This is a genomic window from Streptomyces sp. NPDC047002 (assembly GCF_040704505.1).
Classification (GTDB): Bacteria; Actinomycetota; Actinomycetes; order Streptomycetales; family Streptomycetaceae; genus Streptomyces.
Window position 1 is genome coordinate 74,059 of the sequence record NZ_JBEYWC010000002.1, and the last position, 26,638, is coordinate 100,696.

General features: G+C 71.9%; 19 protein-coding genes and 1 pseudogene. 11 read left to right on the forward strand and 9 right to left on the reverse strand.

All coding sequences use genetic code 11. The features are described 5' to 3' along the window. Positions 1-15 precede the first annotated feature (15 nt). The gene (locus AB0910_RS03365) at positions 16-1,617 is read left to right on the forward strand and encodes a Na+/H+ antiporter (RefSeq protein ID WP_366742801.1); all 1,602 of its coding nucleotides are present in this window, start codon (positions 16-18) and stop codon (positions 1,615-1,617) included. A gap of 120 nt (positions 1,618-1,737) precedes the next feature. On the opposite strand, the gene AB0910_RS03370 is transcribed toward AB0910_RS03365, so the two are convergent. Further along, positions 1,738-2,688, reverse strand: coding sequence for a pyridoxal-phosphate dependent enzyme (locus AB0910_RS03370; RefSeq protein WP_366742802.1), 951 nt, complete (start codon positions 2,686-2,688; stop codon positions 1,738-1,740). A 140-nt stretch (positions 2,689-2,828) separates the two neighbouring features. Here AB0910_RS03370 and AB0910_RS03375 point away from each other — a divergent pair, with 140 nt between their 5' ends. From AB0910_RS03375 to AB0910_RS03385, 3 genes are all read left to right on the forward strand, one after another. Continuing rightward, entirely contained in the window at positions 2,829-4,235 is a 1,407-nt protein-coding gene (locus AB0910_RS03375; protein WP_366742803.1) for a family 2B encapsulin nanocompartment shell protein, read from the forward strand. Between the two features lie 199 nt (positions 4,236-4,434). Continuing rightward, positions 4,435-5,481 carry a family 2 encapsulin nanocompartment cargo protein polyprenyl transferase gene (locus tag AB0910_RS03380; protein WP_366742804.1) on the forward strand — a complete coding sequence of 349 codons (1,047 nt, stop codon included), beginning with the start codon at positions 4,435-4,437 and terminating at the stop codon, positions 5,479-5,481. 203 nt (positions 5,482-5,684) lie between these two features. Then, positions 5,685-6,104 carry a DUF6304 family protein gene (locus AB0910_RS03385; RefSeq protein WP_366742805.1) on the forward strand — a complete coding sequence of 140 codons (420 nt, stop codon included), beginning with the start codon at positions 5,685-5,687 and terminating at the stop codon, positions 6,102-6,104. A 97-nt stretch (positions 6,105-6,201) separates the two neighbouring features. Here the strand turns inward: AB0910_RS03385 and AB0910_RS03390 are convergent, their stop codons facing one another. Continuing rightward, positions 6,202-6,837: a hypothetical protein gene (locus tag AB0910_RS03390; protein WP_366742806.1), complete on the reverse strand. Its 636-nt coding sequence runs from the start codon at positions 6,835-6,837 to the stop codon at positions 6,202-6,204. Positions 6,838-7,206: 369 nt separating this feature from the next. Then, entirely contained in the window at positions 7,207-10,260 is a 3,054-nt protein-coding gene (locus AB0910_RS03395; protein ID WP_366742807.1) for a BTAD domain-containing putative transcriptional regulator, read from the reverse strand. 235 nt (positions 10,261-10,495) lie between these two features. Between AB0910_RS03395 and AB0910_RS03400 the strand changes: the two genes are divergently transcribed. After that, entirely contained in the window at positions 10,496-13,030 is a 2,535-nt protein-coding gene (locus AB0910_RS03400; RefSeq protein ID WP_366742808.1) for a tetratricopeptide repeat protein, read from the forward strand. Between the two features lie 219 nt (positions 13,031-13,249). Here the strand turns inward: AB0910_RS03400 and AB0910_RS03405 are convergent, their stop codons facing one another. Both AB0910_RS03405 and AB0910_RS03410 read right to left on the reverse strand, forming a co-directional pair. Further along, positions 13,250-14,503: a hypothetical protein gene (locus tag AB0910_RS03405; protein ID WP_366742809.1), complete on the reverse strand. Its 1,254-nt coding sequence runs from the start codon at positions 14,501-14,503 to the stop codon at positions 13,250-13,252. A 149-nt stretch (positions 14,504-14,652) separates the two neighbouring features. After that, positions 14,653-15,558 carry a helix-turn-helix transcriptional regulator gene (locus tag AB0910_RS03410; RefSeq protein WP_366742810.1) on the reverse strand — a complete coding sequence of 302 codons (906 nt, stop codon included), beginning with the start codon at positions 15,556-15,558 and terminating at the stop codon, positions 14,653-14,655. A gap of 213 nt (positions 15,559-15,771) precedes the next feature. Between AB0910_RS03410 and AB0910_RS03415 the strand changes: the two genes are divergently transcribed. Further along, positions 15,772-16,551: an SDR family oxidoreductase gene (locus AB0910_RS03415; protein WP_366742811.1), complete on the forward strand. Its 780-nt coding sequence runs from the start codon at positions 15,772-15,774 to the stop codon at positions 16,549-16,551. A gap of 18 nt (positions 16,552-16,569) precedes the next feature. Here the strand turns inward: AB0910_RS03415 and AB0910_RS03420 are convergent, their stop codons facing one another. After that, entirely contained in the window at positions 16,570-17,355 is a 786-nt protein-coding gene (locus AB0910_RS03420; RefSeq protein WP_366742812.1) for an SAM-dependent methyltransferase, read from the reverse strand. Positions 17,356-17,475: 120 nt separating this feature from the next. Next, positions 17,476-18,249 carry a type I methionyl aminopeptidase gene (gene map, locus AB0910_RS03425; RefSeq protein WP_366742813.1) on the reverse strand — a complete coding sequence of 258 codons (774 nt, stop codon included), beginning with the start codon at positions 18,247-18,249 and terminating at the stop codon, positions 17,476-17,478. 94 nt (positions 18,250-18,343) lie between these two features. Between map and AB0910_RS03430 the strand changes: the two genes are divergently transcribed. From AB0910_RS03430 to AB0910_RS03440, 3 genes and pseudogenes are all read left to right on the forward strand, one after another. Beyond that, positions 18,344-18,610: a helix-turn-helix transcriptional regulator gene (locus AB0910_RS03430; RefSeq protein WP_345650066.1), complete on the forward strand. Its 267-nt coding sequence runs from the start codon at positions 18,344-18,346 to the stop codon at positions 18,608-18,610. A 520-nt stretch (positions 18,611-19,130) separates the two neighbouring features. Beyond that, positions 19,131-22,097 carry a hypothetical protein gene (locus AB0910_RS03435; RefSeq protein WP_366742814.1) on the forward strand — a complete coding sequence of 989 codons (2,967 nt, stop codon included), beginning with the start codon at positions 19,131-19,133 and terminating at the stop codon, positions 22,095-22,097. Positions 22,098-22,241: 144 nt separating this feature from the next. Continuing rightward, positions 22,242-22,630 (forward strand): annotated as a pseudogene (locus AB0910_RS03440) (transposase); the annotation flags it as partial. A gap of 171 nt (positions 22,631-22,801) precedes the next feature. Here the strand turns inward: AB0910_RS03440 and AB0910_RS03445 are convergent. Together AB0910_RS03445 and AB0910_RS03450 are read right to left on the reverse strand one after the other, a co-directional pair. Continuing rightward, positions 22,802-23,332, reverse strand: a complete 531-nt coding sequence (locus AB0910_RS03445) for an NUDIX domain-containing protein (protein ID WP_366742815.1) — start codon at positions 23,330-23,332, stop codon at positions 22,802-22,804. A 1-nt stretch (position 23,333) separates the two neighbouring features. Next, positions 23,334-24,689 carry a tetratricopeptide repeat protein gene (locus tag AB0910_RS03450; RefSeq protein WP_366742816.1) on the reverse strand — a complete coding sequence of 452 codons (1,356 nt, stop codon included), beginning with the start codon at positions 24,687-24,689 and terminating at the stop codon, positions 23,334-23,336. A 207-nt stretch (positions 24,690-24,896) separates the two neighbouring features. Between AB0910_RS03450 and AB0910_RS03455 the strand changes: the two genes are divergently transcribed. Next, the gene (locus AB0910_RS03455) at positions 24,897-25,646 is read left to right on the forward strand and encodes a hypothetical protein (RefSeq protein ID WP_366742817.1); all 750 of its coding nucleotides are present in this window, start codon (positions 24,897-24,899) and stop codon (positions 25,644-25,646) included. Positions 25,647-25,725: 79 nt separating this feature from the next. After that, a complete protein-coding gene (locus AB0910_RS03460; protein WP_366742818.1) occupies positions 25,726-26,637 on the forward strand; it encodes an aminoglycoside phosphotransferase family protein in 912 nt (303 codons plus the stop codon). Position 26,638 lies beyond the last annotated feature (1 nt).

A 26,638-nucleotide genomic window follows, 5' to 3' on the forward strand; every position in this document is an offset into this window, starting at 1 on the left:
TGTTGAGGAGCAGGGATGGACGTATTGCCGCTGGTCGCGCTGGTGGCGGGGAGCGCGGCGATCGCGGGCGCCGCGCGCAGGACTTCGGTCCCCGCGCCGCTGCTGCTGGTGGCCGCGGGACTGATCGCCGCCTACGTGCCGGGGATCCCCGACTACACGCTCGACCCGCACGTGGTGCTGCCGCTGATACTGCCCCCGCTGCTGTACACCTCCGCGGTCGACGCCTCCTATCTCGACCTGCGCGCCAACGCGCGGCCCGTCGCGCTGCTCTCCGTCGGATATGTGCTGTTCGCGACGCTCGCCGTCGGCTACCTGGCGTACCTGCTCGTCCCCGACCTCCCGCTGACCGCGGCGCTCGTGCTCGGCGCCGTGGTGGCGCCGCCCGACGCGGTCGCGGCCACCGCCATCGCCCGCAGGCTGGGCCTGCCGCACCGGATCACGACCATCCTCCAGGGGGAGTCGCTGGTCAACGACGCGACCGCGATCACCGCCTACAAGGTCGCCCTCGCCGCCGCGGTCGGGGAGGGCGCGAGCTGGGGCGCGGGCGTACGGGAGTTCCTGCTCGCCGCGGTGGGCGGGGTCGTCGTCGGGCTCGTGCTGATGGTGCCGCTGCACTGGCTGCGCACCCGGCTCGACAAGGCGCTGCTCCAGAACACGCTGTCGCTGCTCATCCCGTTCGTCGCGTACGCGCTGGCCGAGCAGTTCGGCGCGTCGGGTGTGCTCGCCGTGGTCGTCGTCGCGCTCTACCTCGGCCACCACAACACCCAGGTCGACTTCGCCACCCGGCTCCAGGAGCACGCGGTGTGGAAGATGGTCGCGTTCGTCCTGGAGTCGGCGGTCTTCGCCCTGATCGGGCTCCAGCTCCCGTTCGTCCTGCGCGGGCTCGGCGAGTACGGGGTCGGCGAGGCGCTGCTGTACGCGGTCGGGGTCTTCGTGGTGGTCGTGGTGGCCCGGTTCGTCTGGGTCTTCCCCTCGACGTTCGTGCCCCGGATGCTGTCGGAGCGCATCAGGAGCCGCGAACCCGACACCAACTGGAAGGCGCCGCTGATCGTCGGCTGGGCCGGCATGCGCGGCGTGGTGTCGCTTGCGATCGCCTTCTCCATCCCGCTGGCCACCCACGACGGCTCACCGTTCCCCGGCCGCAACCTGGTGCTGTTCCTGACCTTCACCACCGTGATCGGCACGCTGGTCGTGCAGGGCCTCACGCTGCCGCCGCTGATCCGGCTGCTGCGCCTGCCGCGGCGCGACCCGCGGACCGAGACGCTCGCCGAGGCGCAGGCCCAGAGCGAGGCGTCGCGCGCCGCGGAGCGCCGCCTCGACGAGCTGCTCGCCGACGAGCGCAACACCCTGCCCGGGCCGCTCGCCGACCGGCTGCGCTCCGTGCTCGAACGGCGCAGGAACTCCGTGTGGGAGCGGCTCGGCGGCGTCAACGAGACGACGGGCGAGTCGGCGGACGCCACCTACACCCGGCTCTCCCGCGAGGTCATCGAGACCGAGAGGTCCGTCTTCGTCGACCTCCGCGACCGGCGCCGCATCGACGACGAGATGATGCGGACCCTGCTGCGCAGACTCGACCTGGAGGAGGCGGCGGCCTACCGCGAGGACGGCGACGGCTGAGCGGCCGCGAGCGGGGACGGCGCGGGCGCGCGGTCCCTGTGCTGCGGGCGCGCGGTCCCCGTGGCGGGGGCCGGGCGGGCGGCACTTGCGGCGCGGCGGGTGTGGGGCTGTCCGGTGGGCTCAGGTCGGTTCCGGCGGGCCTGTGATCACCGCGGCGACCCGCGTGCCGGGCGGGAACTCGCCGCTCGCCGCCATCGCCGCGAGGCCGTGCAGCAGCTTGGCGACGTAGACGCGCTCCACCGGTACGCCGTGGTCACGCTCGAAGGCGTCGGCGAACCCCGCGAGCTCCCGGCTCGTACGGGCGAAGCCGCCGCCGTGGAAGCGGTCGTCCACCCGCCAGTCGCCCCGCTCGGCGCCGAACGCGGCGCGCTGGAGCGCGCGCACCTCGCCGGTGAGGAAGCCGCCGCGCAGCACCGCGACCCCGAGCGCCCGCTGCCCGGGGCCGAGGCCCGCGGCGAGCCCGGCCAGCGTGCCGCCCGTGCCGCAGGCGACCGCGACGACGTCGGCGGCGCCCCGCAGTTCGGCGCCGAGCGCCGCACACCCGCGCACCGCGGCCGCGTTGCTGCCGCCCTCGGGCACGATGTACGCCTCGCCGCCCGCGCTGCCTGTCTCCGCGAGCGCCCGCGCGACGAGCGCGGCGAGCACCCCCGGCCCGGCCTTGCGCCGATAGGTCGCACGGTCCGTGAACCACAGCCGCATGCCGTCGGCCGCGCACCGCGCGAGCGACGGGTTGAGCGGCCGCGCGGCCAGCTCGTCGCCGCGCACCACGCCCACTGTCGTGAGCCCGAGCAGCCGGCCGGCCGCAGCGGTGGCGCGCAGGTGGTTGGAGTGCGCGCCGCCGAACGTGACGAGGGTGTCGGCGCCGGCCTCCCGCGCCGCTGCGAGGTTCGGCGCCAGCTTGCGCCACTTGTTGCCGGGCATTTCGGGGTGGATCAGGTCGTCGCGCTTGAGCAGAAGACGTACGCCAGATGCGGCGAAGTGTCTGTCCTCCACCGGTTGGAGGGGGGAGGGCAGCCGCGGCCCGAGCGCGTCGGCGGGCGGGCCGGGGGCGGGCGGTCCTTTCGGTGTCACACTCCGCATTGTCCGCCGCGGCCCGCTGGATTCCCGTACGGCGTCCCCTTCATGCCCACTCGTTTGTGTAGTGGTGCAGCCACCGTGCGTGCTGGAACGCTTTGCCCTGCAGGTCAGTACATGATCGAAGGGGAGTCTTCATGTCGGTTGCTGATGAGGTCCGCTCGGAGCAGTCGGGGACCCAGCAGAGTCTCGGCACTGCCGCCGCGAGGAACCTGGCGACCACCACCAAGTCCGTTCCGCAGATGCAGGAGATCACCTCGCGGTGGCTGCTGCGGATGCTCCCGTGGGTGCAGGTGCAGGGCGGCACGTACCGGGTGAACCGCAGGCTGAGCTACTCGGTGGGGGACGGGCGGGTCACCTTCGTCCAGACCGGCGACCGGGTCGCGGTCATCCCCGCGGAGCTCGGCGAACTGCCGTCCCTGCGCGGCTACGAGGACGAGGAGGCCCTCAACGAGCTGGCCAACCGCTGCGAGCAGCACGAGTTCGAACCCGGGCAGACGCTGGTCACCAGGGGCGAGGCGGCCGACCGGGTCTTCCTGCTGGCGCACGGCCGCGTCGAGAAGACGGGCGAGGGACCCTACGGCGACGAGGCGGTACTCGAAGTCCTCGGCGACGGCGCGCACTTCGGGGACGCCGCGCTCACCGACGGCGAGGCGGTCTGGGACTTCACCGCGCGTGCGGCGACCGCTTGCACGGCCCTCGTGCTCAGCCGCCGCGACGTGCTCAACCTCGCGGAGCGCGCGGACTCCCTCGCCGCGCACCTGCGTGCGCGGGTCGCGCTGCCGCACCAGCGGACCAACAAGTACGGCGAGGCCGAGATCGACCTGTCGGCCGGCCATGTCGGCGAGGCTGTCGTGCCCCACACCTTCGTGGACTACGAGGCGGCGCCGCGCGAGTACGAGCTGAGCGTGGCGCAGACCGTGCTCAAGGTCCACAGCAGGGTCGCCGACCTGTACAACCAGCCGATGAACCAGACCGAGCAGCAGCTGCGGCTCACCGTCGAGGCGCTGCGCGAGCGGCAGGAGCACGAGCTGGTCAACAACCGGGAGTTCGGGCTGCTGCACAACTGCGACTACGCGCAGCGGCTCCAGCCGCACGACGGCGTGCCGAGCCCCGACGACATGGACGAGCTGCTGTCGCGGCGCCGCGGCTCGAAGATGTTCCTCGCCCACCCGAAGGCCATCGCGGCGTTCGGCCGCGAGTGCAACAGGCGCGGCCTGGTGCCCGAGAGCGTCGAGGTGGCGGGCCACCACGTGCCCGCGTGGCGCGGCGTGCCGATCTTCCCTTCCAACAAGATCCCCGTCTCGGACGCCAGGACGACGTCGATCATCTGCATGCGCACCGGCGAGCAGGACCAGGGCGTCATCGGCCTCCAGCAGGCCGGCATCCCCGACGAGATCGAGCCGAGTCTGTCGGTGCGGTTCATGGGCATCGACGAGCAGGCGATCATCTCCTACCTCGTCACGGCCTACTACTCGGCGGCCGTGCTCGTCCCCGACGCCCTCGGTGTGCTGGAGAACGTCGAGGTCGGCCGCTGGCGGTGAGGTGAGCCGCCCGGCCGGGGCGGGCCACGCCGCGGTCCCCGCCAGGGGCCGCGGGGCCCGCCCCGGTACGGCGGCGCCCCGCCTTCCTCCGCTCCCGCTTCCCCGCTCCCGCCCCGCAGCAGGCCGCAGGCCGCGCCGCACGCCGCACGCCCCACGCCGCACGCCGCACGCCGCACGCCGCACGTACAGGGAAACGCACATGACCATGACCAGCCAGGACGCCCCGGTCGAAGGATCAGGCGCCCCCGCACTCCTGGAGAGCGCCCGCGCCGCCGTGGAGCCCGAACTCCGCGCCGCCGTCGAGACGTTGCCCCGCCCGATACGCCACGTCGCCCGCTACCACCTCGGCTGGGCCGACGAGCACGGCGCGCCCGCGGCCACCGGGGGCGGCAAGGCCATCAGGCCCGCCCTCGTGCTCGCCGCCGCCCGCGCCCTCGGCGCCGACCCGCTCGGCGCGGTGTGCCCCGCCGTCGCCGTGGAACTCGTCCACAACTTCACGCTGCTGCACGACGACGTCATCGACGAGGACCCGACGCGACGTCACCGTCCCACGGCCTGGGCGGTGTTCGGCGTCCCCGACGCCATCGTCACCGGCGACGCGATGCTGTCGCTCGCCGTCCGGCTGCTCGCCGCCGACCCGCACCCCGCAGCGGGAGCCGCGGTGGCGCGCCTGACGGAGTGTGTGATCGAGCTGTGCGCGGGCCAGCAGGCCGACTGCGCCTTCGAGGACCGCAGGCCCGAGGCGGTCACCCTGGACGAGACACTCGCCATGGCGACCGCCAAGACCGGTGCGCTGCTGGGCACTTCGTGCGCGCTGGGCGCCCTGTACGCGGGTGCGGACGAGGAGTCGGTCGCCGCGCTCGACGCGTTCGGCCGGGAGGCGGGCCTCGCCTTCCAGCTGATCGACGACCTGATCGGGATCTGGGGCGACCCCGAACGCACCGGCAAGCCCGCCGGCGCCGACCTCGCCGCGCACAAGAAGTCCCTGCCGGTGGTGGCGGCCCTCGCCTCGGGTACCGCGGCGGCGGACGAGCTCGCCGAGCTGTACCGGCACCCGATGGACGAGCGCGCCGTGCGCCGGGCGGCCGCCGCCGTCGAACGGGCCGGTGGTCGCGACTGGGCGCAGGCGGCAGCGGCGGAGCGCATGGCCGGCGCCATGGACGGACTCGCCCGCGCAGTACCGGACTTGACCGCCGCCGGCGACCTGCTGGCACTCGCCGAGTTCGTCACGCGCCGCACCCGCTGAGCACCGGGCCCGCCGGGCACCTCCCCCGGCGCCCGGGCGGTGCACCGCACGGGGAGTGTGTCCGCTCCTGAGTGTGTTGTCCGGTGTGCGGTCCGCACCACGGGCACCTGCGCTGGGGCGATGGGCCGGACGGCGGCACCGCTACACCGCCGACAGGTGCCCCGACCGGCGGCGGAAGGCTCCGTGCCGCTACAGTCCGCGGCATGACACTGGAGTCGAGTGACACATGGGCGGGTTGGTTCAGAGACCGCGACGGCACGGTGCCGATCACGTTCCTCGTCGGCGGCGGCCGGGTACGCACCGAGGTGCGTGGAACCGTCTACGAGGGCGACGACTTCGCGGCGCTCGAAGCCGCGGACGGCGGGGCCCCACTGGCCTCGTGCGTCATGGAGTGGGACATGCCGATGTCCCTCACCGCCGAGGGCGCGTCCCAACAGGCCACCCTCAGCTGCCTCCTGACGCTCAGTGACAAGGGTCCCGAACTGTCGCTCACGCTGCACTGGGCGGGCGCGGCCTACGCCTCGGGCATCGCGGGCGGCGGTTTCGAGGAGGCGCTCGGCCGCATCCGGCGGCAACTGCCGGGTGGCACCGAGCTCGCGGCCAGGTCGCTGGTGGGCGCCTGACGGCGCGTCAGCGTGGAGTGGGGCCGCACCGCCGTCCCCCTCCCGCAGGGCGGCGGACCACGGCGGGCCCGGTCGGGCCGTGCGCCGCCCGCCCGGCTCAGGCGAGGCCCGCAGGACCGTCGTCGTAGACCACGTACGCCTCCTCGACGTCCACCGCCCGCAGTCCTGCGGCGAGCAGCCCGTCGAGCAGGGCGTCCAGCCGGGCCCGCGCGCCCGGACGGCCCACGCCGCGCGCGCCCTGCACGAGCACCCGCTCCTGCACCCCGCGCGTGGGCACCGACCGCACAAGCCGGGACAGCCGTGCCGTGTGCCGTCCCGCGACGGCCGAGAGCCGCCGTGTGTCATAGGGGATCGGGAGCCGTACGGTCACCCGGTGCGCGAACCAGCACTCGGGCGCCTGCGCCGCCTCGGAGTCCGTCTGCGGCACGCCATCGTCCCACGGGGCCGCCTCGATGCGGGTCCGCACCACCCGGAAACCGTCCGACGCCAGCCGCTCCGACCAGGCACGGGCGGCAGCACACTGCTCCGCGAGATCCCCCGTGCCCTCCAGGACCAGGGTGGGCCGCCCCGGCGTGCGCCCGCGGTCGAGCACCCCGCCCTCGACGCGGAACCCCTGCTGCCCGGCCCATCCGGCCACGTCCCGCGCCCGCCCCACTCCGATGGTGAGTCTCAGCCGGAACTCTCCGACGACCTGCCCGCCGACCGGGCGGGCTGAGAAGGAACCGATGTCCATGGGGCAACGTACCAAGGTTTCGTCACACCCAGATGAACGCACGAGGGCGGACCCGCCCGGGAGGCGCGATCGCGTCACGCCGAGGTGCTGCTCGTGTGGTCCAAGGCGGGAGCGACCGACGGCATGCAGATGGACAGGACCGTGGCGGTGAGCATCATGGCGACGATGTGGCCACAGATTTTGGGCATGCCGGGAACCTTTGCATCAGCAGCGGGAGAATACATGTGGACCGCGTTTAGCGATCTATCTACGGTCGGGACGTGTCTAGCGCATGATCCATCTCGGCCGCAACTCGCTTCTTCCGGTGCCCGGACAGGGGGAGTTCAGGTGTGGAGGCGGTGCGCGCAACCGAAGGGGCGCGCGCTCCCGTTACGCGCTCTCGCCGAGGGAATCCGCGTCGGCCTCGCGCGCCGCGCGGAGCTCCGCGCGGGACGCGCGTACGCGCGCGATGTCGTCCTCGGAACCGAGGGACTCCGCGATCGCCATGGCTTTGTCAAAGTCGCGCGACGCGGCCTCCGTGTGGCCGAGCCGGCTCTCCGCGACGCCGCAGCCCCAGAGCGCCCCGCACTCTTCGAGCCTCGCGCCGATGGCGACTGAAATCGCCAATGACCTGCGATGACTCTCCAGGGCCTCGGCATGGCGACCGGCCTGCTGGTGGACGAGTCCGATGTTGTGCAGCGTGATCGACGCGTTCCGCTTGTCGTCGAGCCTGAGGAAGGTCTTGAGGCCCTCGGCGTAGAGGGAAAGGCGCTCGCCGGCTTCCTCGCGACCGGTCATCGCATCGGCGAGATTGACCCGCGCTATGGCGCGCTCCATGTCATTTCCCCGCTTGCGCGCATAATCGAGCCGGCCTTCCAGAATGCGCCGCGCCGATGCATAGTCCCCGGTCTTCATATGGACATTGGCAAGATTGACGAGAGCGCGGTTCATCTCTTTCGCATCACCGGTTTCCCGGAAGCCTTCGAGGGCTTCTCCGAGTATCCGGTAAGAGGGCTCGTAATTGCCAAGGTAAAGATGGAAGATTCCGAGATTGTTCAGGGCCCTGGAGATCTGCCACAGGTCGCCGTCCTCGCGGCGCAGCGCGAGTGTCTCCTCCGCCCAGCGCTTCGCCTCCGCGTGCCTGCCGCGGTTCCAGGCGAGGATCGAGAGGGCGCGAAGACCCTCGGCGACCGTCTGGCGGGAGTGTGCGGCGCGTGCGGTCGCAAGGGCCCGCAGCCCCGAGGTGTGCGCCTCGTCGTAACGGCCCGCACCCGTCTGGGCGTTGGCCAGGTCCACCAGGGCCGCGCCCTCGGCGGCCCGGTCGCCGGTGCGGCGCCAGTGCTCGGCCGCCGCCTCGTGCAGGGTGCACGCCGTGGCGAAGAGGCTCTCCTCTTGGAAAAAGGGGGCGAGTGCGTGGCTGAGAAGCGCCGCAGTATGTCCGTCGCCCGTGGACCGTGCCACGTGCTCCGCCTCGATGAGCGCCTCGTACTCGTCGTGCAGCCACCGGCGCGCGTGATCCGCGTCGTTCCACGGCGGCGGCGAGGCGTCGAATTCCGGCCGCCGGTCGGACGGGAGGCGCCCCCGGTGCGGATAGACCATCGATGCCGCGAGTTCACAGCTGCGCACGTAAAATCCGATCAACCGGGCCCGAGCCGCGTCGCGTTCCTCGATTTGATCTTCGTCTGCGGCGAGATCCCTCGCGTACTCCCTCAGAAGATCATGAAAAGCATACCGGTCGGCCTCCGGTTCGCGAATGATATGCGCGTAGAGAAGCTCTTCGAGAACGCGTTCCGCGCTGTCGAACGCGCGCCCCGTGAGAGCGGCCGCCGCATGAGCTCCGAACGTGCCGCCCACATGGAGACTCAGCAAGCGGAATGCCCTCCGCTGGTCCCGGTCGAGCGCGTTGACCGACATCGCAAAGGTGGCGGTGATCTCCATCGGGCCGTTGCGGATCTCGCCGAGCCGGTGCTCGCGGTCGAGCCGGCCGATCAGATGGCCGGTGGTCCAGGAGGGGCGGGAGACGAAGCGGCCCGCGACGATCTCCACGGCGAGCGGCAGCCGCGTACAGATCTCGGTGATGCGGCGCACCTCCGCCAGGTTCCGGGTGCGGTCCTCGCCGGCGATCCTGCGGAACAGCGCGATCGCGCTGTCCATCGGCAGGTCGTCGAGGACGAGCGAGCGGGCGCCCGGCAGACCTGTCAGGCGGTGGCGGCTCGTGACGAGCACGGCGGACGGCGAGTCGCCGGGCAGCAACTGCCGTACCTGCTCCGCGTCCGCGGCGTCGTCGAGGACGATCACCGCGGCGCGGTCGGCGAGCAGGGTGCGCCAGGCGCCGAGGAGCCCCGGCAGGTCGGCGGGGAGATTCCCCGCGGGCACGCCGAAGTCGCGCAGGAGCGAGGTGAGCGCGGCCTCGGGCGTGAGCGGCGGCAACCCCGGGCTGTAGCCGCGCAGGTCCACATGGACCTGGCCCGCCGGGTAGTGCGGCGCGAGGCGGCGGGCCGCTGCGCCGACGAGCGCGCTCTTGCCGACGCCTGGGCCGCCGGTGATGACCTGGACCGTGCCGCCCGCCGCAGGGCCGTCCGAGTCCGCGGCAGCGAGCACGCGGGCCATCTCCTGCTCGCGCCCGACCAGCGGCGCCTGGGCGGGCAGGGTGCGCGGGGCCGTGCCGCGGGCGGCGGTGCCCGCGAGGAGGTCGCCCACCGGGACCTGTTCGAGGATCAGCCGGTGCAGACGGGCGAGCGACTCGCCAGGACCCGTGCCGAGTTCGTCGCTCAGCCGGTGCCGCACGGCGTCGTACGTGCGCAGGGCGTCCGCCTGCCGGTGGCAGCCGTACTGGGCCACCATCAGGTATCCGGCCAGCGTCTCATCGGTGGGGTGCTGGTCGGCGAGCGTCGTCAGGTCGGGCAGCAGCTGCGCGTAGCGGCCGAGGCGCAGTTCCGTGCCCAGCCGCGCCACGTCGGCGGCGAGACGTTTCGCCGCGAGGTTGCGCCGCACCACCGCGGCCCACAGACCCGGCAGCCCGGCCAGCGGCTCGCCGCGCCACAGCCCGGACGCCTGGTCCATCACGTCGAGCGCGCGCTCGGCCGCCCCCTCGTCCGCGAGCGCTCGCGCGTCCGCCGTGAGCCGCTGGAAGAGATGCAGGTCCACGGCGTCGGGGTCGACGTCGAGGGTGTAGCTGTGCGCCTGGTGGACGAGATGGGCCGTGTCCCCGCAGCGGGCCAGGCGCTTGCGCAGCCTCGCCACATACGCGTGGACACTGGTGCGCGGCCGGTGCGGCGGCTCGTCGCCCCACAGCCGGTGGACCAGCCCCTCCAGCGGTACGGGCCGGCCGGCGTCGACCGCGAGCGCGGCGAGCGTGAGGCTCTCCCTGCCCGTGCCGACCGGTTCGCGCCGCCCCTCGCAGCGCAGCTCGACAGGACCCAGTATGAATATGCCAGAGGCCATCGTTGCCCCCATCGGCCGGCGTTCCTCGTCGGCGCACACCAAAAGGATGGCAGTACGGGGGATGGTTCAAAAGACGGCAATATCGGTCGGTTGGAGATTCGCGGCCGATTGTTTGAAACGATCAATCGGTCAGGATGGCGAAAATATCAGTCTGTAGTTGTCATCCGGCGGGTAAGTCCGAGGTGACCGGCCCGGTCGGCGGTATCCGGGCCGTTCGGACGGGAGGCGGTGGCGCGTGAATCGGATCTCGGCCGACGAGCTGGAATTCGCCCTGAGCGCGGCGGCGGCCCTCCCGCCGGAGTTCCGGCGTGAACTCGTGGCGCTCGTCGGGGAATACGCGCCCGACGCCGACGCGGGGCTGCTTCCGCTGGTGGAGCGCGCCGCACACCCCGCCCATGTCACACCGGCGGGTACCGTACGCGCCCTCGCCGACCGCCTGGCCCAACTGGCCGAAAGGAAACCCGCGTTCGGCCGCGACATCGGCCGGTGGGCGCACATGGTCGCCACGCGCGCCCACCGGTGGACGGCCAACACGGTGGGCGGGGGCCCCGCGCCCACCACTGTGACGGGGCCCGTCGTGCAGGCCGGTGACATCGCGGGCGACCTGCACGTGCACACCGCTGCCGCCCCCGTGGGCGGCCCGTTCCCCCTCGTTCCGCGCCAACTCCTTCCCGTACCCCCGTCGTTCACCGGACGGTTACGGGAACTCGCCCTGCTCGACGGCTTCGCGGCGGCCGTCGGGGCGAACCCGCTCACGGACCCGGGGCCGGGCGCCCGGGCGACCCCCGGCAGCCTCGGGGGCCCCGGCGGGGCCCACGCCCCCGGTGGGCCCCACGCCCCCGTGCTCGTCGTGGTCAGCGGGCCGCCCGGCATCGGCAAGACCGCGCTCGCCTCCCGCTGGCTCGCGGGGCGCGCGCGGCACTTCCCCGACGGCCAGCTCTACGCCGACCTGCGCGGCCACGGCGACGAGGAGCGGCCGCCCGCCGCGCCCGGCGAGGTGCTCGGCCAGTTCCTGCGGGCGCTCGGCGCCGCGAAAGTACCGGCGGAACTCGCCGAACAGGCCGCCCTGTGGCGGACGTTCACCGCCGGGTCGCGCATCGCCCTCCTCCTGGACAACGCCCTCAGCGTCGCCCAGGTCCGGCCCCTGCTGCCCGGCGCGGCCGACAGCCTCGTCGTGGTCACCAGCAGGCGGCGCCTGACCGGCCTCGGTGTCGACGGCGCCGCCTTCCTGCCGCTCGGCGCCCTCGCCCTGCCGGACTCCGTCGACCTGCTGAGCCGCAGGATCGGCGCCGAGCGCGCACACCGCGAACCCGAGGCGACCAGGACCGTCGCCCTGGCCTGCGGCGGGCTCCCGCTCGCGATGTGCGTCGCCGCGGCCAGGCTCGCCGCACGCCCCCACCGCTCCCTCGCCACACTCGCCGCCGCGCTCACCGGCGCCGACGGGGTGCGCGCACTGCGCGTCGAGGGCACCCACACCGTCGAGACCGCGCTCGACCAGTCGTACCTGCGGCTGCCGCCCGCCCTCGCGCGCGGCTACCGCCTCCTCGGACTGCTGCCCCTGCCCGCGGTCGACCGTACGACAGCCGCCGCGGCCCTCGCCCTGCCGGACGCGGAAGTGGAGTACCTGCTTGACGAGTTGACCGAGGCCAGCCTCCTTGAGGCGCACACTGCCTGGGACGGGGACACCGCGCGCGAGCGCTACCGCTTCCACGACCTGACCCGCGCCCACGCCGCCCGCCGCGCCGCGGCACACGACTCCGCACAGGACCGGCACGACACGCTGCGCCGCCTGGTGGACCACTACCTGGGCACCGCGACCGAGGCGGAGGCCCTGATCACCCCGACCCACCGCACCCTGCGCAGGGACTACGCCTTCCCGCCGACGCGGCACGCGCCCTTCCGCGACGCGGCGGGCGCCCTGCGCTGGCTGGGGCAGGAGTCGGCCGACCTGATGACCGTGCTGCGCGCCGCGGCGGAACGCGGCTGGGACGACGCGGCCTGGCAACTCGCCGACGCTCTGTGGCCGTTGTTCAACCGCTTGCGCTCCTACGACCTGTGGATCGAGGCCCACCGCATCGGCCTCGCCGCGGCCCGCAGGCGCGGCGACCCCGAGGCGGAGAGCCGCATGCTCACCTCAGGCGGCGCCGGGCTGCGCAACGCCGGGCTGCACGACGAGTCGGTCGCCTGGGTCACCCGCGCCGCCGAACTCGCCGACCGCGCGGGCGATCCCGTCGCACGCGCCCAGGCCCTGCACGACCTCGGGCAGGCGCACCGCCTCGCCGGACGCCTGGCCGAGGCCCGTACCCACTTCGCGGTGGCGCTCGGGCTGCGCGAGGAGCACGGACTGCGCCGCGGAGGCGCCCTCACCCTGATCTGCCTCGCCGACATCGACCTGGAGACCGGCCGCGCCGAGGACGCCTTCCACCGGCTCACCCGCGCCCGCGCCGACCTGCTCGCGGAGGGCGACGGCTACGACGCGGCGCGCGCCCTCGCCCTCCTCGGCCGCGCCGTCGCGCTCTCCGGCCGCGGACACACCGAGGGGGACGCCCATCTCGCCCGCGCCCTCGACGAGTTCGCCGCCGCCGGGTCCGTGCACTGGCGGGCCCGCACCCTGGAACTGCTCGGCGAGAGCGCCGAGGAGCGCGGCGACACGGCACGGGCCAGGGACCACTACGCGCGGTCCCTGGCCCTGTACGAACCCGTCAGCGACACGGACACCCGTCGCGTCGCCCGGCGGCTCGAACGCCTGGGGGAGCGGGGCGTGCCCTGACCCCCCACACCACCCCGGCAGGCTCCGAGCAGGCGACCACCACGAGCGCACACCCCGGATAGCCGCGCAGGGTACGGCGTACGAGCAGTGCGGCGCACTCGGACGGGCGCGGCGCGCCCGCCCACAGCACGTCGGCGCACTGCCGCCACTCCTCGCCCGCAGGACCGTCCAGGTCGACGGCCACCGCCCCCTCGGGCAGCAGTACCACGCCCGGCGCGCTCACGCCGACAGCCCGAGGCCGCCGGAGCCGCGGCCCGGGTGCCCAGGGAGCCGCGCGGGCAGCGGCAGCGGCCCCGGCGACGGGTCGTACGCCGGCGCCCCGAGCCCCAGCACCCGGTACATCAACGCCCGCATCCGCAGGTCGAAGCTTCCGGGCTCCGAGGAGATCAGACCGGCGATCCGCGCGTACGCGTCCGCCGGATACGTACGCGCCGCGTACGCCAGCTGCTGCGGCAGCGGATGGCCGGGCGAAAGCGCGGGCGCGACCCGGCCCAACTCCGCGCCGGGCGAGGCCGGATTGACGTCGCCGGAAGGGAACCGCGCCAGCAGGATCGCCGCCCGCGTCAGCGTCCCGTACACGGTGGTCGACCCGTGGTCGCCCACGATGTAATCGGCGGCGACCAGATGCGTGCGCCAGTCGGCGCCCGCGCCGAGCACCGCCACCCCCCGCCTGCGGAAGCCGGCGAGCCACGAGCCCACCTGCCAGTCCCCGTGCCCCGCATGCACGTTGGGGTGGACGAGCACCGCGATCCGGTACTCCGGGGCCGGCAGCTCCGCCACCAGCCGTGGCAGCAGCGCGTCCAGCCTGCTGAAGGACGAACCGCGGCCCCAGGTCGTCGTCACCAGCACCAGCTTCTGGCCCGGGCGCAGCCCGAGCGCCGCCCGGTAGCGGTCGCGGTGCGGCAGGCTCGCCCGTATCCGGTCGAAGCTGCCGTCGCCCACCACCGTCGTGATCGGCACGGCCTCCGGGCAGTCGCGCGCCAGTACGTCGAGATCCGCGCGGTGCGCCAGCGCGAGCGCCGCCGGCACCACCCGGCCGTCCCACGTCAGGTACTCGCGGCCGAGGCCGCCCACGCTGCGCCGCTGGGGCGCGCCGCCCTCGGGCACCCGGGACAGCTTGATGTGGCCGGCGCCGTGCGGGAGCCGGACGACCGGCGCCCGCACCTGCTCCATGCCCTGCGACCCGGCGGCGAGCGCCAGGTCGAACTCGGTCTCCACCGCCTCGCGCCACGGCAGGACCGCCGTGCCCCCGACCTCGTCGAGCGAGCGCGCGGCCCCGCTGTTGAACGCGTGCGGTGCCACCGTGAACGCCACCTGCACCCGCAGGTCCGAGTCGAACAGCGGCAGCAGCTCGCGCAGCCGCTGGCCGTAGACCTCGGTGTGGACGACGAACAGAACCTTCTTGCAACCGGCCAGTGTCAGCCACTGCCCGGAGTCGCGCACGGGGCCCGAGGGCCCCTCCCACTGCTTCATACCTCTCCCCCGAGACGCGCCCCGGCGGCCCCGGGGCTTCTCGGTCGGCCTCATGCCCGACCCCGGCCCCGGCCGGCTTGCCAAGCCCTTGCAGAAGGCTTGCAGCCGAGGTGGGGCGGGGGCTCAGGCAGCGGCGGGGCCCCGCCGGGTCACGCCGCCCTGGCCCCGGCGGCTGCCGCCGCGGTGACGCGGGCCAGCGCCGCCGCGTCCGGGCCGCCCGGCTCCGCCGTGCCCACGAGCAGCTGCTGGCCGGGGGTGCCCTGCACGTCGAACGCCTGGTAGGTGAGGGTGAGGCGGCCGCCCACGGGATGCTCGAACATCTTGGGCCTGCTGCCCAGCCGGTCCACCGCGTGCTGCTCCCACAGCCGTGCGAACTCCTCGCTCACATCGAGGAGTTCCGCGACCAGCGCGGTCAGCTCCCGGTCCTCGGGCGCGGCGCCTGCGGCCTGCCGGAGCACCGCGACCGTGTCCCGCGCGACCACCGGCCACTCGGCGAACAGGGTGCGGGCCGCCGGGTCGGTGAAGACGGTGCGGACCATGTTGCGCCCGATCGTGAGCGGGGCGCAGAGCGCGGCCGCCGGCGCGTTCCAGGCCAGCAGGTCGAGCCGGCCGTTGACGATGTACGCGGCGGCCGCGGGGAAGCCGGCCATCAGCTGGAGCAGCGCGGGGTCGACCGGGTCGCCCGCCTCGGGCCGTACGCCGGGCCAGGACCCGGCCGCCGCGGAGACGGCGGCCCGGACGGCCCCGGGCGCCGGCGCGGTGGTGCCTGCCGTCGTCCTCGGCAGCAGCCCGGCCAGCCGGTACGCGTGCCAGCGTGCGTCCGTCCCCAGCCGCAGCGCGTTCGCGATGGCGTCGACGACCTGTCCCGACGGGCTGCGCTCGCGGCCCTGTTCGAGCCGGGTGTAGTAGTCGGCGCTGACCCCGGCGAGCACAGCGACCTCCTCGCGCCGCAGCCCCGCCACCCGGCGGGCGCCCGACGTGGGCAGGCCCACGTCGGCGGGGCCCACCCGGGCACGCCTGGCCCGGAGGAACTCACCCAGTGCGCTGCCGTCCATGGGCCACAGGGTACGGCGGCGCCGGTCCCAGGAGTGCCGCACCCAGGAAGACGCGCCCTGCCGCGGGGCGCCGGGCGGCGGCACGATCACAGCCGAGCGGCGCGCGGCAGGTCCACGTGCCGTACGCGACGCGCCTGCCCGGCCGCACGGGCGGGCGCGCGTGCCCCGACGGCGCGCCCGCCCGGCGCCCCAGTAGACCCACGAAGGCAGGACATGAACAGCGCAGCCCCCCGTCCCACCGCGGACACCGGCCCCGCCCCCGCGCGGGACGCCGCGTCCCTGGTCGTCCTCGTCACCGGAGCGAGCAGCGGCATCGGCGAGGCCACCGCACGCAGGCTCGCCGCCGCAGGCCACCGGGTCGTACTCGGCGCCCGCCGCGCCGGCCGGATCGCCGCGGTCGCCGCGGACATCGAGGCGGCCGGAGGCAGCGCGTACCACCAGGTGCTCGACGTCACGGACCCGGCGAGCGTCCGGGCGTTCGCCGCCGCGGCCCGCGCACGGCACGGCAGGATCGACGTCCTCGTCAACAACGCGGGCCTGATGGCACTCGCCCCGCTCGACGCGGTCCGCACCGACGAGTGGGACCGCATGATCGACGTCAACGTGCGGGGCGTACTGCACGGCATCGCCGCCGTGCTGCCGCAGATGCGGGCCCAGGGCTCGGGCCACGTCGTCAACGTCGCGTCCGTCGCCGGGCTGCGGGTCGACCCGACGGCCGCCGTCTACTGCGCGACCAAGTACGCCGTGCGGGCGGTCTCCGAGGGACTGCGCCAGGAGAGCCGCGACGTGCGGGTGACCGTCGTCAGCCCCGGCTTCACCCGCAGCGAGCTCGCGGAGGGCAGCGGCGACGAGGCGGCCCGCGACGCGGTGCGCGCCGGCATGGAGACCGCCATCCCGGCCGAGGCCGTCGCCGGGGCGATCGCGTACGCGGTGGGGCAGCCGCCCGAGGTGGACGTCAACGAGATCGTCGTACGGCCCACCGCGCAGGGCTGACCCGGGCGGTGCCCGGTGTCAGGGCACCCGCGCGACGCCCACGTAGAGGCCGGTCGGCGCCGGGTCGGGTACGGGGGCCCCGGGGAACCACTCGGTCGCGGTGACCAGGCCGGGCGCGACGGGTTCGAGGCCGTCGAAGAACCGGGCGCAGGCGGCGCGGTCGCGCGGCACCAGCTGCACCCCGCCGCTCGCGTACGCGTCGAGCACGCCGTCGAGCAGCTCGGGGTGCATGTCGGACCCGGCGTGCGAGAGCACCACATGGCTGCCGGACGGCAGCCCGGCCGCCAGCTCGGCGACGAGCCCGTGCGGATCCGCCGAGTCCGGCACGAAGTGCAGCAGCCCGGTGAGCGACAGGGCGACGGGCCTGGTCAGGTCGAGGGCCGTACGCGCGTGGTCGAGGATCGCCGCGGGGTCGCGCACGTCGGCCTGGAGGTAGTCCGTGCCGCCCGCCGGATGGCTCACGAGCAGCGCCTCCGCGTACCGCAGGATCAGCCGGTTGTTGTCCGTGTACACGACCCTGGCGGCCGGATTGACGCCCTGCGCCACCTGGTGGAGGTTGGGCTCGGCGGGGAAACCCGTGCCGATGTCGAGGAACTGGTCCACCCCGCGGCCCGCGAGCCACGCCACGGCCCGGCGCATGAACGCGCGGTTGTGCCGGGCGCTCTCCCGGATCAGCTCGGGCAGGCGGTCGCCGATCTCGCGGTCGGCCCGGTAGTACTCGTGGCCGCCGAGGAGGTAGTCGTACACGCCGGCGGTGCGCGGTCTGCTGCTGCTGTCGATCGCCGCGTAGGGCAAACCCGTCATGGAATGTGACCCTATGTCAGCCTCGAACGACTGCGCGAGACCTTGCGCCGTTCTTCCCGCCACTTTCGCCCGCCCCACACCCCCCACCCCGCACAGCCGCCGCCCGCCCGGCGCGGGCCCTCAGGGGGTGGGGCGGCGGGTGAGGACGAGAGGGGTGGCCTCGGTGACGGCGATCGTGTGCTCCGAGTGGGCGGTGCGGGAGCCGTCCGCCGAGCGGATCGTCCAGCCGTCGGGGTCGAAGACGATCCTGTTGGTGCCTGCGGCGAACCAGGGCTCGATGGCGATCGTCAGGCCGGGGCGCAGCTGCCAGCCGCGGCCGGGGCGGCCGTCGTTGGGGATGTGCGGGTCCTCGTGCATCGTGCGGCCGATGCCGTGGCCGCCGAACTCCAGGTTGACCGGGTAGCCGTACTCCGCGGCGACGGCGCCGATGGCCGCCGAGACGTCCCCGAGCCGGTTGCCCGGCAGGGCGACCTTGATCGCGGCCTCCAGGGCGACCTCGGTCGCCTCGATCAGCCGCAGGTCCTCGGGGGCCGCGGTGCCGACGACGACGGAGTGCGCCGAGTCCGCCGACCAGCCGTCGATGCTCACCGCCATGTCCATCGAGAGCAGATCGCCGTCGCGCAGCGCGTAGCTGTGCGGAAGGCCGTGCAGGACCGCGTCGTTGACCGAGAGGCACACCACGTTGCGGAACGGGCCCTTGCCGAACGAGGGCGCGTAGTCCCAGTAGCAGGACTCGGCGCCGCGCTCCTTGATCCGGCGCCGCGCATGGTGCTCCAGGTCCATCAGATCGACGCCCACCGCGGCGAGGTCGCCGAGTTCGGCGAGCACCTGGCCGACGAACTCTCCGGTGACGCGCATGCGCTCGATGTCCTTGGGCGATTTGTGCTCGATCACTGTGATCCTCGATCTCCGCGGGGTGCCGACAGGTATATTTATACCAGGCCGAGGGGTGGTTGCCGCGGGTCACCTGCGCCTTTAGCATGACCGCATGGTTCGCCACCCGCTCGCTCCCGAACAGATCGAGGCGGGCCGACGCCTCGGGGCCGCGCTGCGCGCCGCCCGGGCCGGGCGCAGCCCCGTCGAGGTGGCCGCGGCGGCGGAGATCTCGCCCGAGACCCTCCGCAAGATCGAGACCGGCCGGCTCCCGACGCCCGCCTTCGGCACCGTCGTCCGGCTCAGCGAGGTCCTTGACGTACCGCTCACCGAACTCGCCCTCGTCTGGCGCACCGACCCCGCCCTCAGCAAGGCGTCCTAGCGGCGCCCGCGTTCGCCTCGTACCGGGTCGGTGAAACGGCCGCACCCGCCCCCTCGCGTCCGCCGGGGGCGGCGGGGTGAGGGGGCGGGTGCGGCCGGAGACCTGGCGATCGCGGGGATCGCGGTCAGGGGGCGTGACGCGGGGTCACGCCTTCTTGGTCTCCAAGTAACGGGCCGGGTCGGCGACCTGCGGGGATCTTTCCTGTGGGGCGCTGACCTGGCTCTTTACTGTTGGCTGGCGATGAGATGAGACGGTTGCGATTGAGAGCCCTGTGGACTGAGCGCGGACTGGCCCGCAGTCGGTGGAGAGTAATGCTAAGGCCCAGCATGGTCTCCGTGCGATCGATAGGGTGCCTCACACTGCCAAGCGGGCTGGGTCGGGAGAAACAGTGCAACACGCTGGAGGAGCGATGGCCGAGGGGACAGGGGCGGAGACTCCCGCCGATGTGTTCCGCCGCATGGAGACTTCATACTCCCCCCTGTCGACGGGTCGCCCTCGCAGCATCCACGAGGGCTTCTCCGTGCTCGACTTCGAACTGCGTTTTCTGGCGCTTCTAGCAGCGTCGACCGTGAGGGCAGCGGGACGGGCACCCGCGCAGGTTGGGCGTTCTCCTGGTCTCGGTGAGTGGACCGCTTATCTGCGGCGTGCCAGTCAGCAGCTGAAAGAATGCCCGACGGTGCCGGCCGACCGAGTGGACCGGGCCGTCGCCAGGGTCCTGGATCTCTATGACCAGGGTTTTCCGGGAGCGCCCAGGGAGCTGCGCGATCTCAAGCGGCTGCGCGACCACATCAGCCATGGGGGACCGCTGCCTGCTGGAGAAAACGAGTTGGCCACGCTGGACGAACTGGTCCTGTCCATTGCCGACGCGGTCACGGAGTCCCTCGGCGAGGCTGAGCTATCGATGGAGGAGGGTGAGTCGGGGGAACGGCGGCCGTCGTTCGTCTGGGCTGGGGACATGGTGTCGCTGTGGCCGTTCCTTTACATGAAGCCGAACGGTGTCTGGCACCTTTTCTCCAAGTTCGCCCGCGCCCAGCCCAGCTTCCTCTGCTTCGGTGGTGGATCGGTAAATAGTTCTCCCTCCGACGAGGCGGTCCGTGCGGCACTTCACCCTCTCTTGAAGGCGCAGAAGGCGCAGAAGGCGGACAAGCGCACACTGTGGTACTTCATCAAGGACGTGGAGCAGGATCTTCGAGGCTTTGCCGATGACGACTCCGAGCCCGTCTACGCCGACCACGAGCAAGGCTTCGAGTACTACTGGGACAAGGCGACCGGTGAGGGCACGGGAACCCAGCCTCGGCGTGACTACTTCCGCTTGGGCCCCGACAACGCTCGGCAGTGGCGCGCGGAGTCTGGTTGGCTCCCCTACTCAGACTATCTGCGTTCGCTCGCCAACTGGCAGGTGGTCGCGACTCGTCTGCGGCAGAGGCTGGAGCAGCTGGAGAGCAAGCTGGCGGCCGAGGAACGTGACACCCTGGGCTGGGTATCCCGGGAGCGAGACACCACCCGGATGGGCATGGTCGTTGTCTCTGACATCGACGGCAGCCAGATGGAGCCCGCCCGCACCTTTGCCGAACTCATCGACGGCGTCGATCAGGATCTCCAGGCCAATAGGGGCCAGACACAAGTGGTCTTCATCAACGGTGAGGCGGGCATCGGCAAGACGCGGGCGATGCTCGACGCAGCGAAGACCCGTGCCCGGGAGGTCGAGCGAGCGCTCCTGGCGGGCGAACCGTCGAATCAAGCCTTGTTCCTTTACGTCCGTTCCACGGGCCAGGTACTCGACAGCCTCCGCACCGTGGTGGACAGTGCTGTCGCATCGACTCGGAATCTCACCGACAAAGGCGTGAAGGCGTTGTGTCGCAATGGGCTGATGACTCTGCTCATCGACGGGTTCGACGAGCTGCTCGGCGGGGTGGGATACAGCGACGCGATAGGGTCGCTACGTCCCTGGCTCGACGAACTCGGTGGTCGCGGCGTAGTCGTGGTGTCCGCGCGCTCTTCGTACTACATGGGGCAGTACCGCTCTAGTGTTGAGCGTGCTAACGATCAGGGGATGCCCTTCGTACGGCACCGCGTCGCAGCCGTGCAGCGGTGGTCCCCGGAGGATATCGAGGCGTTCCTTGACGATTACGGAGTGCCGCGCGCGAGCCTGAATCAATTGTCCGAGTACGACCGTCAGTTGCTGGGACTGCCGTTCTTTGCTCACGCGTTCGCGGAGATGACGCTCAACCCGGACGACAGCGAGATCAAGAGCAACACACTTGCGGAGCGACTGCTCGACAAGTACGTGGCGCGCGAGGAAGGCAAACTGACGGGACAGGGTGACACTGCGCTCATGAATCGTGCCGAATTGCGGCGGATGTTCGAGTACGTCGCAGAGTTCATGGCGAGCCACGAAGAGCGTGAGGCGGACATCAGTGAGCTTCAGGACGCCGCCGAGTACGCCATGGGCGAAGAGCTGTCCAGCCGGCGTCACCTGAGGCAACGGTTGCCCGTGCTTTGCGGACTTGCTGCAGCCTCGGATGATGCGTCCGTCTCACGGTTCCGTTTCCAGCACGAATTGTTCTTCGATCAGTTTCTGGCGGGCGCCGCGAGCCGCTACCTCCTGGACGGACAGCCTTCTCTGTTCCAAGCGATGCTTAAGCAGTCTCCCTGGCGGTCGGCTACCGTCACGGGAGTCGTCGCCGCGGTGGGAGAGGAATGTGTCGTCCAAGCCATCACCAACTTCGCGCCACGACTCAAGAACGCGGGAATACAGCAAATCGAGTCTACTGTCGCGGCTACCAACCTGGGTGCCCTGTGGGCGGCTGTCATCAAGGACACGGGTCGAATCCCGGGCACTGAGATACTCAACGCTGTGTTTGCGGACGGGCTGGACCTCTCACAGGTGCAGGGAGTGAATACTCGCATCGTCGGCTGCGAGCTCGACGGGCTTGTGTTGCCTGCGGCGGGGGGCTGGTCCATAGTGCTGAGGAATGTGACAGTTAAGAAGATTAAGGTAAGTGGGGTTCCCTCTGATCTCGCCGGACTGCGCGGCGTTCGCCACTCCGACCTCGTGGAGCTGCTGCTCCCCAATGAACTCCTTTACCGTACGGAACGCATTCTTGAAGCGCTGCAACGCAACGGAGCAGAGGTCGTCGACGCCGAGGACAGGCATGACGACCTTCCGCCTACCGAAGTGCTTGCCGGGCGCCACTATCTGACGACGATGGTACGGCGTGTGGAGAAGTCCGTCATTCTTCGCAGCGACCACCAGCCGGAGGAAAACCGGGTGAAGTGGGCTCAGGAATACGGCCCAGATGTCTGGAAAAGGTTTGTCAACGAGCTCGTGGCTTCGGGTCTCGCCGTGAACGAGACGTTCTCGGCGAGCGGGGAGCGTAAAGTCCGGCTTCGGCTCAAAACCAGCCCCGCCGCGATCCTCGCCAACGACGGGACGCGCGTCGGAACCGAGGAATTCTGGCGCCGACTAGAAGGGATTTCCAATTAGGCGAGGAAGTGCCGTGCCGTGTCGCTATCGGAGGGGTCGACGTCTTAGACGTCCATGTTTTTTCCCGGTCCTGGTGGAGTCCGAGCATAGTGGCACCCCCACTAAGGCCGTGTCCTATGTGGGCTCTAGCTCGTTGGTCTGAGCATGGGGAAAGGTAGGTGGAGTTGTATCGTTCCGGATGGTTTGTGGGAGATCGCGGAGCCGTTGATCCCGCCGTCGAAGGTGCGTCCGCAGGGTGGCGGGACGTAGGAAACGCCTGATGAGGCGCTGTTCGCAGCGATCGTCTACGTGCTGGTCAGTGGCTGTCCCTGGCGGGCCCTGCCGTTTTGTTTCGGCATATCGAAGTCCACCGCGCACCGCCGCTTCCTGATTTGGTCGCGGGCCGGCGTCTGGGGGCCGACTCCACGAAGCAGTGCTGGACCGGATCGAAATGAATGTGGACTGCTGGACCTCACGCGCACGGCCCTCGACTCGGCGCATGTGCGGGCTAAAAAAGGGGCGAACTCACAGGTCCGAGCCCCATGGACCGGGGTGGCCGGGCTCCAAAATGCAAGGACTTGGTGGAGCGGGTGATTCTTCACCTCGCCATCGCTCTGTACGGACTTTGTCTCTTCATCGTATGCGTGGCCGTGGCCTGATGTTCGGTATCATGCACTTCGTCGGCGGGGCTTCAGTGATCGTTTCGGCTCGTCAAGAGCAAGCTCCTATCCCCAGCCGTTGAGAGAGACTTCCGGACCACTCATGAGGTAGCGGTAGAGGGCGCTTGAGGTGGTGTCCACGAAATTCTCTGGGATTGCGTCGGCGTCGGCCCAGCGGACCTGGGCGTGCTTGCGCGGTTCGCGGTTCTCGGGTTCGCCGGTCCACTCGTGGGTGGCGAAGACGACGGTGAGGAAGCCGTTGGGGGCTTCGACGCCCCGGGCGCCGTGGATGATGTGGACGACCTTGAGGGACTCGGGCTTCACGGTGAGGCCGGTCTCCTCGTAGAGCTCGCGGACTGCGGTTTGCGTGATGGGCTCGCCCGGTTCGCTCTTGCCGACGGGGAGGTCCCACATGCCCTGGGCGAACTTGGCGTTGTCGCCGCGCTGGAGGAGGACGACGCGGTCGGTGGCCTTGTCGTGGACGATGACGGCCGCGACCAGCAGGGTCATCGAGTCGAGCGCCGGCTTGAGGGCCTTCGGCTGGTCGTTGGTCTGCTGGGCCACGGTGTTCCCTTCGTCGGTTGGGTTGTTGGGCATGTTAGGCGAGTGCCTCGCGGGCGCGGAGGGCAAGTTCGCCTGCGCCGGGGACTCTGCGGCGTTGGTAGACCGTGAGGGTGGAGCGGATCGAGGCGATGGCCTTGCGGGTGCGGTCGGAGGTCATGCCCTCCATGAGGATCAGGGACTGGGACCAGGCCGCTACGGCTTCGTCGGCGCGGGCCTGGGCGGCAAGGCTGTCACCGAGGTCGGCGTACGTCAGGGCGTGGACGCGCTTGTACTTCGCCGGGTCCCAGCGGGTGAGGGCGTCCCGGTGCTGCTGCTCGGTGCCGATGTGGTCGGCGAGGTCGGTCAGGGTGCGTGCGGTGTGGCTGGCCACGGTGCCGGCGGCGGGGCCGCTGACGCGGGAGTAGCTGGGTTGGGGGCCGTCTTCGCGGAGGAGGGCGTCCTCGGCGGCGAGCAGGGCGCGTGCGGCCGACGAGTTCTCGTCGGTGGCGGCGAAGGCGCGGGCTTGGGCGATGTGAAGGAGCGCCTCGGTCCGACCGTCGACGTGGCCGAGACCTGTGCGCAGGGCGCCTTCGACGAGGTCGACGCAGTGGTGGGGCTGCTTGAGGCTCAGGGCCTGGTGGGCGAGGGCGCGCATCATCCAGGCGGCGTGGCCGTGGGGGTCGGCTTCGCAGGCGAGCTGGTAGCCGACCTGGTAGTAGCGCTGGGCGGCGCCCTCGTGGCCGAGGTCGTGATGCTTCCAGCCCGCGAGGTACGCGAGTTCGGCGACGGCGCCGAAGGCGGCCCGGCGTGAGGCCTCGGTGGGGAAGCGTCCGTGCAGCATGGGGGCGGCCGTGTCGGCGAGGTACGCGGTGACGGTGGTCAGGCCGTGCCCGCCGCCGAGGCGCTCGTCGGCGGCGCTGAAGGCCGCGGTGATCTGGCGTACGACGTCCACGTCCTCCGCCCCGACCAGGGATGTGCCGGTGCGGGCGCGGAGCATGCGGGCGGTGGCTTCGTGGTCGTAGCCCAGCGGCATGGCGACGCCGGCAGTGGTGAAGGCCGCAATGGAGAGGAAGCGGCGACGCTCGACGTCGGCACGGCCCAGGTCAGTGACAGCGAGGACCGGGTCGGATTCCGCCGGTGCATCGTCATCACCGGCCCGGAAGCCGATCTCGGTCTGCGTGACCGTGCGGCCCGCTCGACGGGACAGCGCCTCGGCGAGGTACTGACCTACCCGGCCCGACGGCGCACGGGTGCCGTTCACCCAGTGTGAGACGGCCGACTTGTTGGTCTGGAGTATCTCGCCGTTCTCGGCGGCGATGCGCCGCACGTCTCGGGCGAGAGCCTCATAGGTGCAGCCGACCGCTGCGATGGCGTCGCGCAGACGTAAGCCGGGATCTCTCTGCGCCGTCACGATCGCCTCCGTCTCGGAGCTGTAAACCGCGTATACCGGTTCAACTGCCTCCCACCGTACCCACTGAGTGCAAGCGCCGGTTCACTTGTGAGCAGCCGCCCGGAAGCGCACGACTTCGGCCCGGGCAGCACCCCGAAGTTCCTTACACCCACAACGGGTTCGGGCATTCCTATGCCCGAACCCGGTCGAACAGAGACGGAGATTACGGTGACCACCATCGACACCACGGCCATCACGGTCGAGCTGCCGGAGGCGTTCGACCCGCGCTGGAGCCGCTTACCCGGCATCCAGGCAGACGGCCGGCGCATCACGATCGACTCGGCCGACTACTTCTTCCGCTTCGAGTCCAGCGCGTGGCTCGTCGCGGACTGGGAGCTGGTCAAGTCCCAGCTCCTGGAGGTGGACGAGACGACCGAGAGCGCGGTCGAGCAGCTCGCCCTCGACTTCGTCAAGCGGCACGGCGAGTCGACCTCTGACGCCGCCCGCGTCCTGGCCACCGCGTACGAGGTGTACGCGTACCTCTTCCGCGAGGAGCACCTGGCCGGCCTCGGCCTGCCGCAGATCACCGCCGAGCACCTGCGGATGCTGCGCGAGGCGGCCACGTTCATGGCGCTCAACAAGGTCGAGGTGGACGGGCACATCTCCAATGTCGGGCCGTGCTGGTTCTTCCCCGCCGCGACGTCCGTCGTCTTCGACCTGGACGACGACATGGGCGGGATGCTCGACGAGGTCTACCACGGCGGCTGGTTCAACGAGCACCGCCGGATCGAATCCATCAAGGCCCACGCCGCGCTCGGCGGCCGGCTCGTGCACGGCTGCCAGTCCGTGCCGGACCAGTCCGGCGGCGTGGTCGCGCCCTACGGTGCCTCGATGGCGAACTTCCGTGACGACCTCGCCGAGTTCAAGGCGGGCTGGATCGAGCAGGTCTACGCCCACCGCATGATCCCCGCCGCGTAACACGCCACCCGATCAGGCTCCGGGGCGGGCCGACCTCCCTCGCCCGCCCCGGACGCCGCCACCTCCCCGGAGCCTTCCCGTGACCACGAATCCCAGCGCCGAACTCCTCGACAACCTGCTCACCGCGACCGGCCAGACCACCGCCGTACGGGAGGAGGTGCGCGTGTGGTCCATGTCCGGCGTCGAGCGCGTGACCTTCCCCGACGGCTCCACAGCCATCTTCAAGTACGCGAAGAAACCCTTCGACAGCGAGGACCAGGCCCTCCGCCTGGCCCACACCCTCGGCGTTCCCGTCCCCCAGGTCCACGCCTCTGCCGTTCTGAACGGATGGCTCGGCATGCTCATGGAGGACCTGGGGTCGTCCGTACGCGAGGCCGACGATCTCGACGGCGTCACCGCGACCGTGATCCTGCACAGCACCCGTACGGCGTCGCGCTTGCCTGTGCTCGACCAGGAGCGGCTGCGCGTGCTGCCCGCCCGGGCGCTGGACCACCTCGACCGGCTGCGCAAGGCCGATCGGTGGCAGGACACCGACGATGTCGAGGACGCGCTCGACCGGATCGCCCGGGCTGCCGGGGCCCGTTCGGCCGGAGCACGGCTGGAACCATTCGGGTGGGTGCACTCCGAGTTCCACCCCACCAGTCTCCACATCGGCGAGCACGGTTGGCGGCTGCTCGACTTCGCCCGCGCCTTCACCGGCCCCGGCCTGCTCGACTTCGCCAGCTGGCACGGCACCATCGATGCCCCACACCCTGTCCGCCTGCGCGTCCTCCTGGAGCAGTACATCACCGCCGGCGGCACCGCCGATGCCCTCGCCCCGCGCGGCGGTCTCACCGCCGAGCACTGGGCCCTGGGCTGGCACCGCATGTGGGCCGTCGAGTGGTTCATGGAGCAGGCGATCCGCTGGATCAACGACCCGGCCACCGACCCCGCCTACATCAAGGCCGTCCGCCGCCACCTCACCGACGTCCTCCACCTCCTGGAGATCTGAC

Excerpts from the sequence above, each read along its gene's own strand:
- AB0910_RS03365 (WP_366742801.1), top strand. The coding sequence starts at position 16 with ATGGACGTATTGCCGCTGGTCGCGCTGGTGGCGGGGAGCGCGGCGATC.
- AB0910_RS03375 (WP_366742803.1), top strand. The coding sequence starts at position 2,829 with ATGTCGGTTGCTGATGAGGTCCGCTCGGAGCAGTCGGGGACCCAGCAG.
- AB0910_RS03380 (WP_366742804.1), top strand. The coding sequence starts at position 4,435 with ATGACCATGACCAGCCAGGACGCCCCGGTCGAAGGATCAGGCGCCCCC.
- AB0910_RS03385 (WP_366742805.1), top strand. The coding sequence starts at position 5,685 with ATGACACTGGAGTCGAGTGACACATGGGCGGGTTGGTTCAGAGACCGC.
- AB0910_RS03390 (WP_366742806.1), bottom strand. The coding sequence starts at position 6,837 with ATGGACATCGGTTCCTTCTCAGCCCGCCCGGTCGGCGGGCAGGTCGTC.
- AB0910_RS03395 (WP_366742807.1), bottom strand. The coding sequence starts at position 10,260 with ATGGCCTCTGGCATATTCATACTGGGTCCTGTCGAGCTGCGCTGCGAG.
- AB0910_RS03405 (WP_366742809.1), bottom strand. The coding sequence starts at position 14,503 with ATGAAGCAGTGGGAGGGGCCCTCGGGCCCCGTGCGCGACTCCGGGCAG.
- AB0910_RS03410 (WP_366742810.1), bottom strand. The coding sequence starts at position 15,558 with ATGGACGGCAGCGCACTGGGTGAGTTCCTCCGGGCCAGGCGTGCCCGG.
- AB0910_RS03415 (WP_366742811.1), top strand. The coding sequence starts at position 15,772 with ATGAACAGCGCAGCCCCCCGTCCCACCGCGGACACCGGCCCCGCCCCC.
- AB0910_RS03420 (WP_366742812.1), bottom strand. The coding sequence starts at position 17,355 with ATGACGGGTTTGCCCTACGCGGCGATCGACAGCAGCAGCAGACCGCGC.
- AB0910_RS03430 (WP_345650066.1), top strand. The coding sequence starts at position 18,344 with ATGGTTCGCCACCCGCTCGCTCCCGAACAGATCGAGGCGGGCCGACGC.
- AB0910_RS03445 (WP_366742815.1), bottom strand. The coding sequence starts at position 23,332 with ATGCCCAACAACCCAACCGACGAAGGGAACACCGTGGCCCAGCAGACC.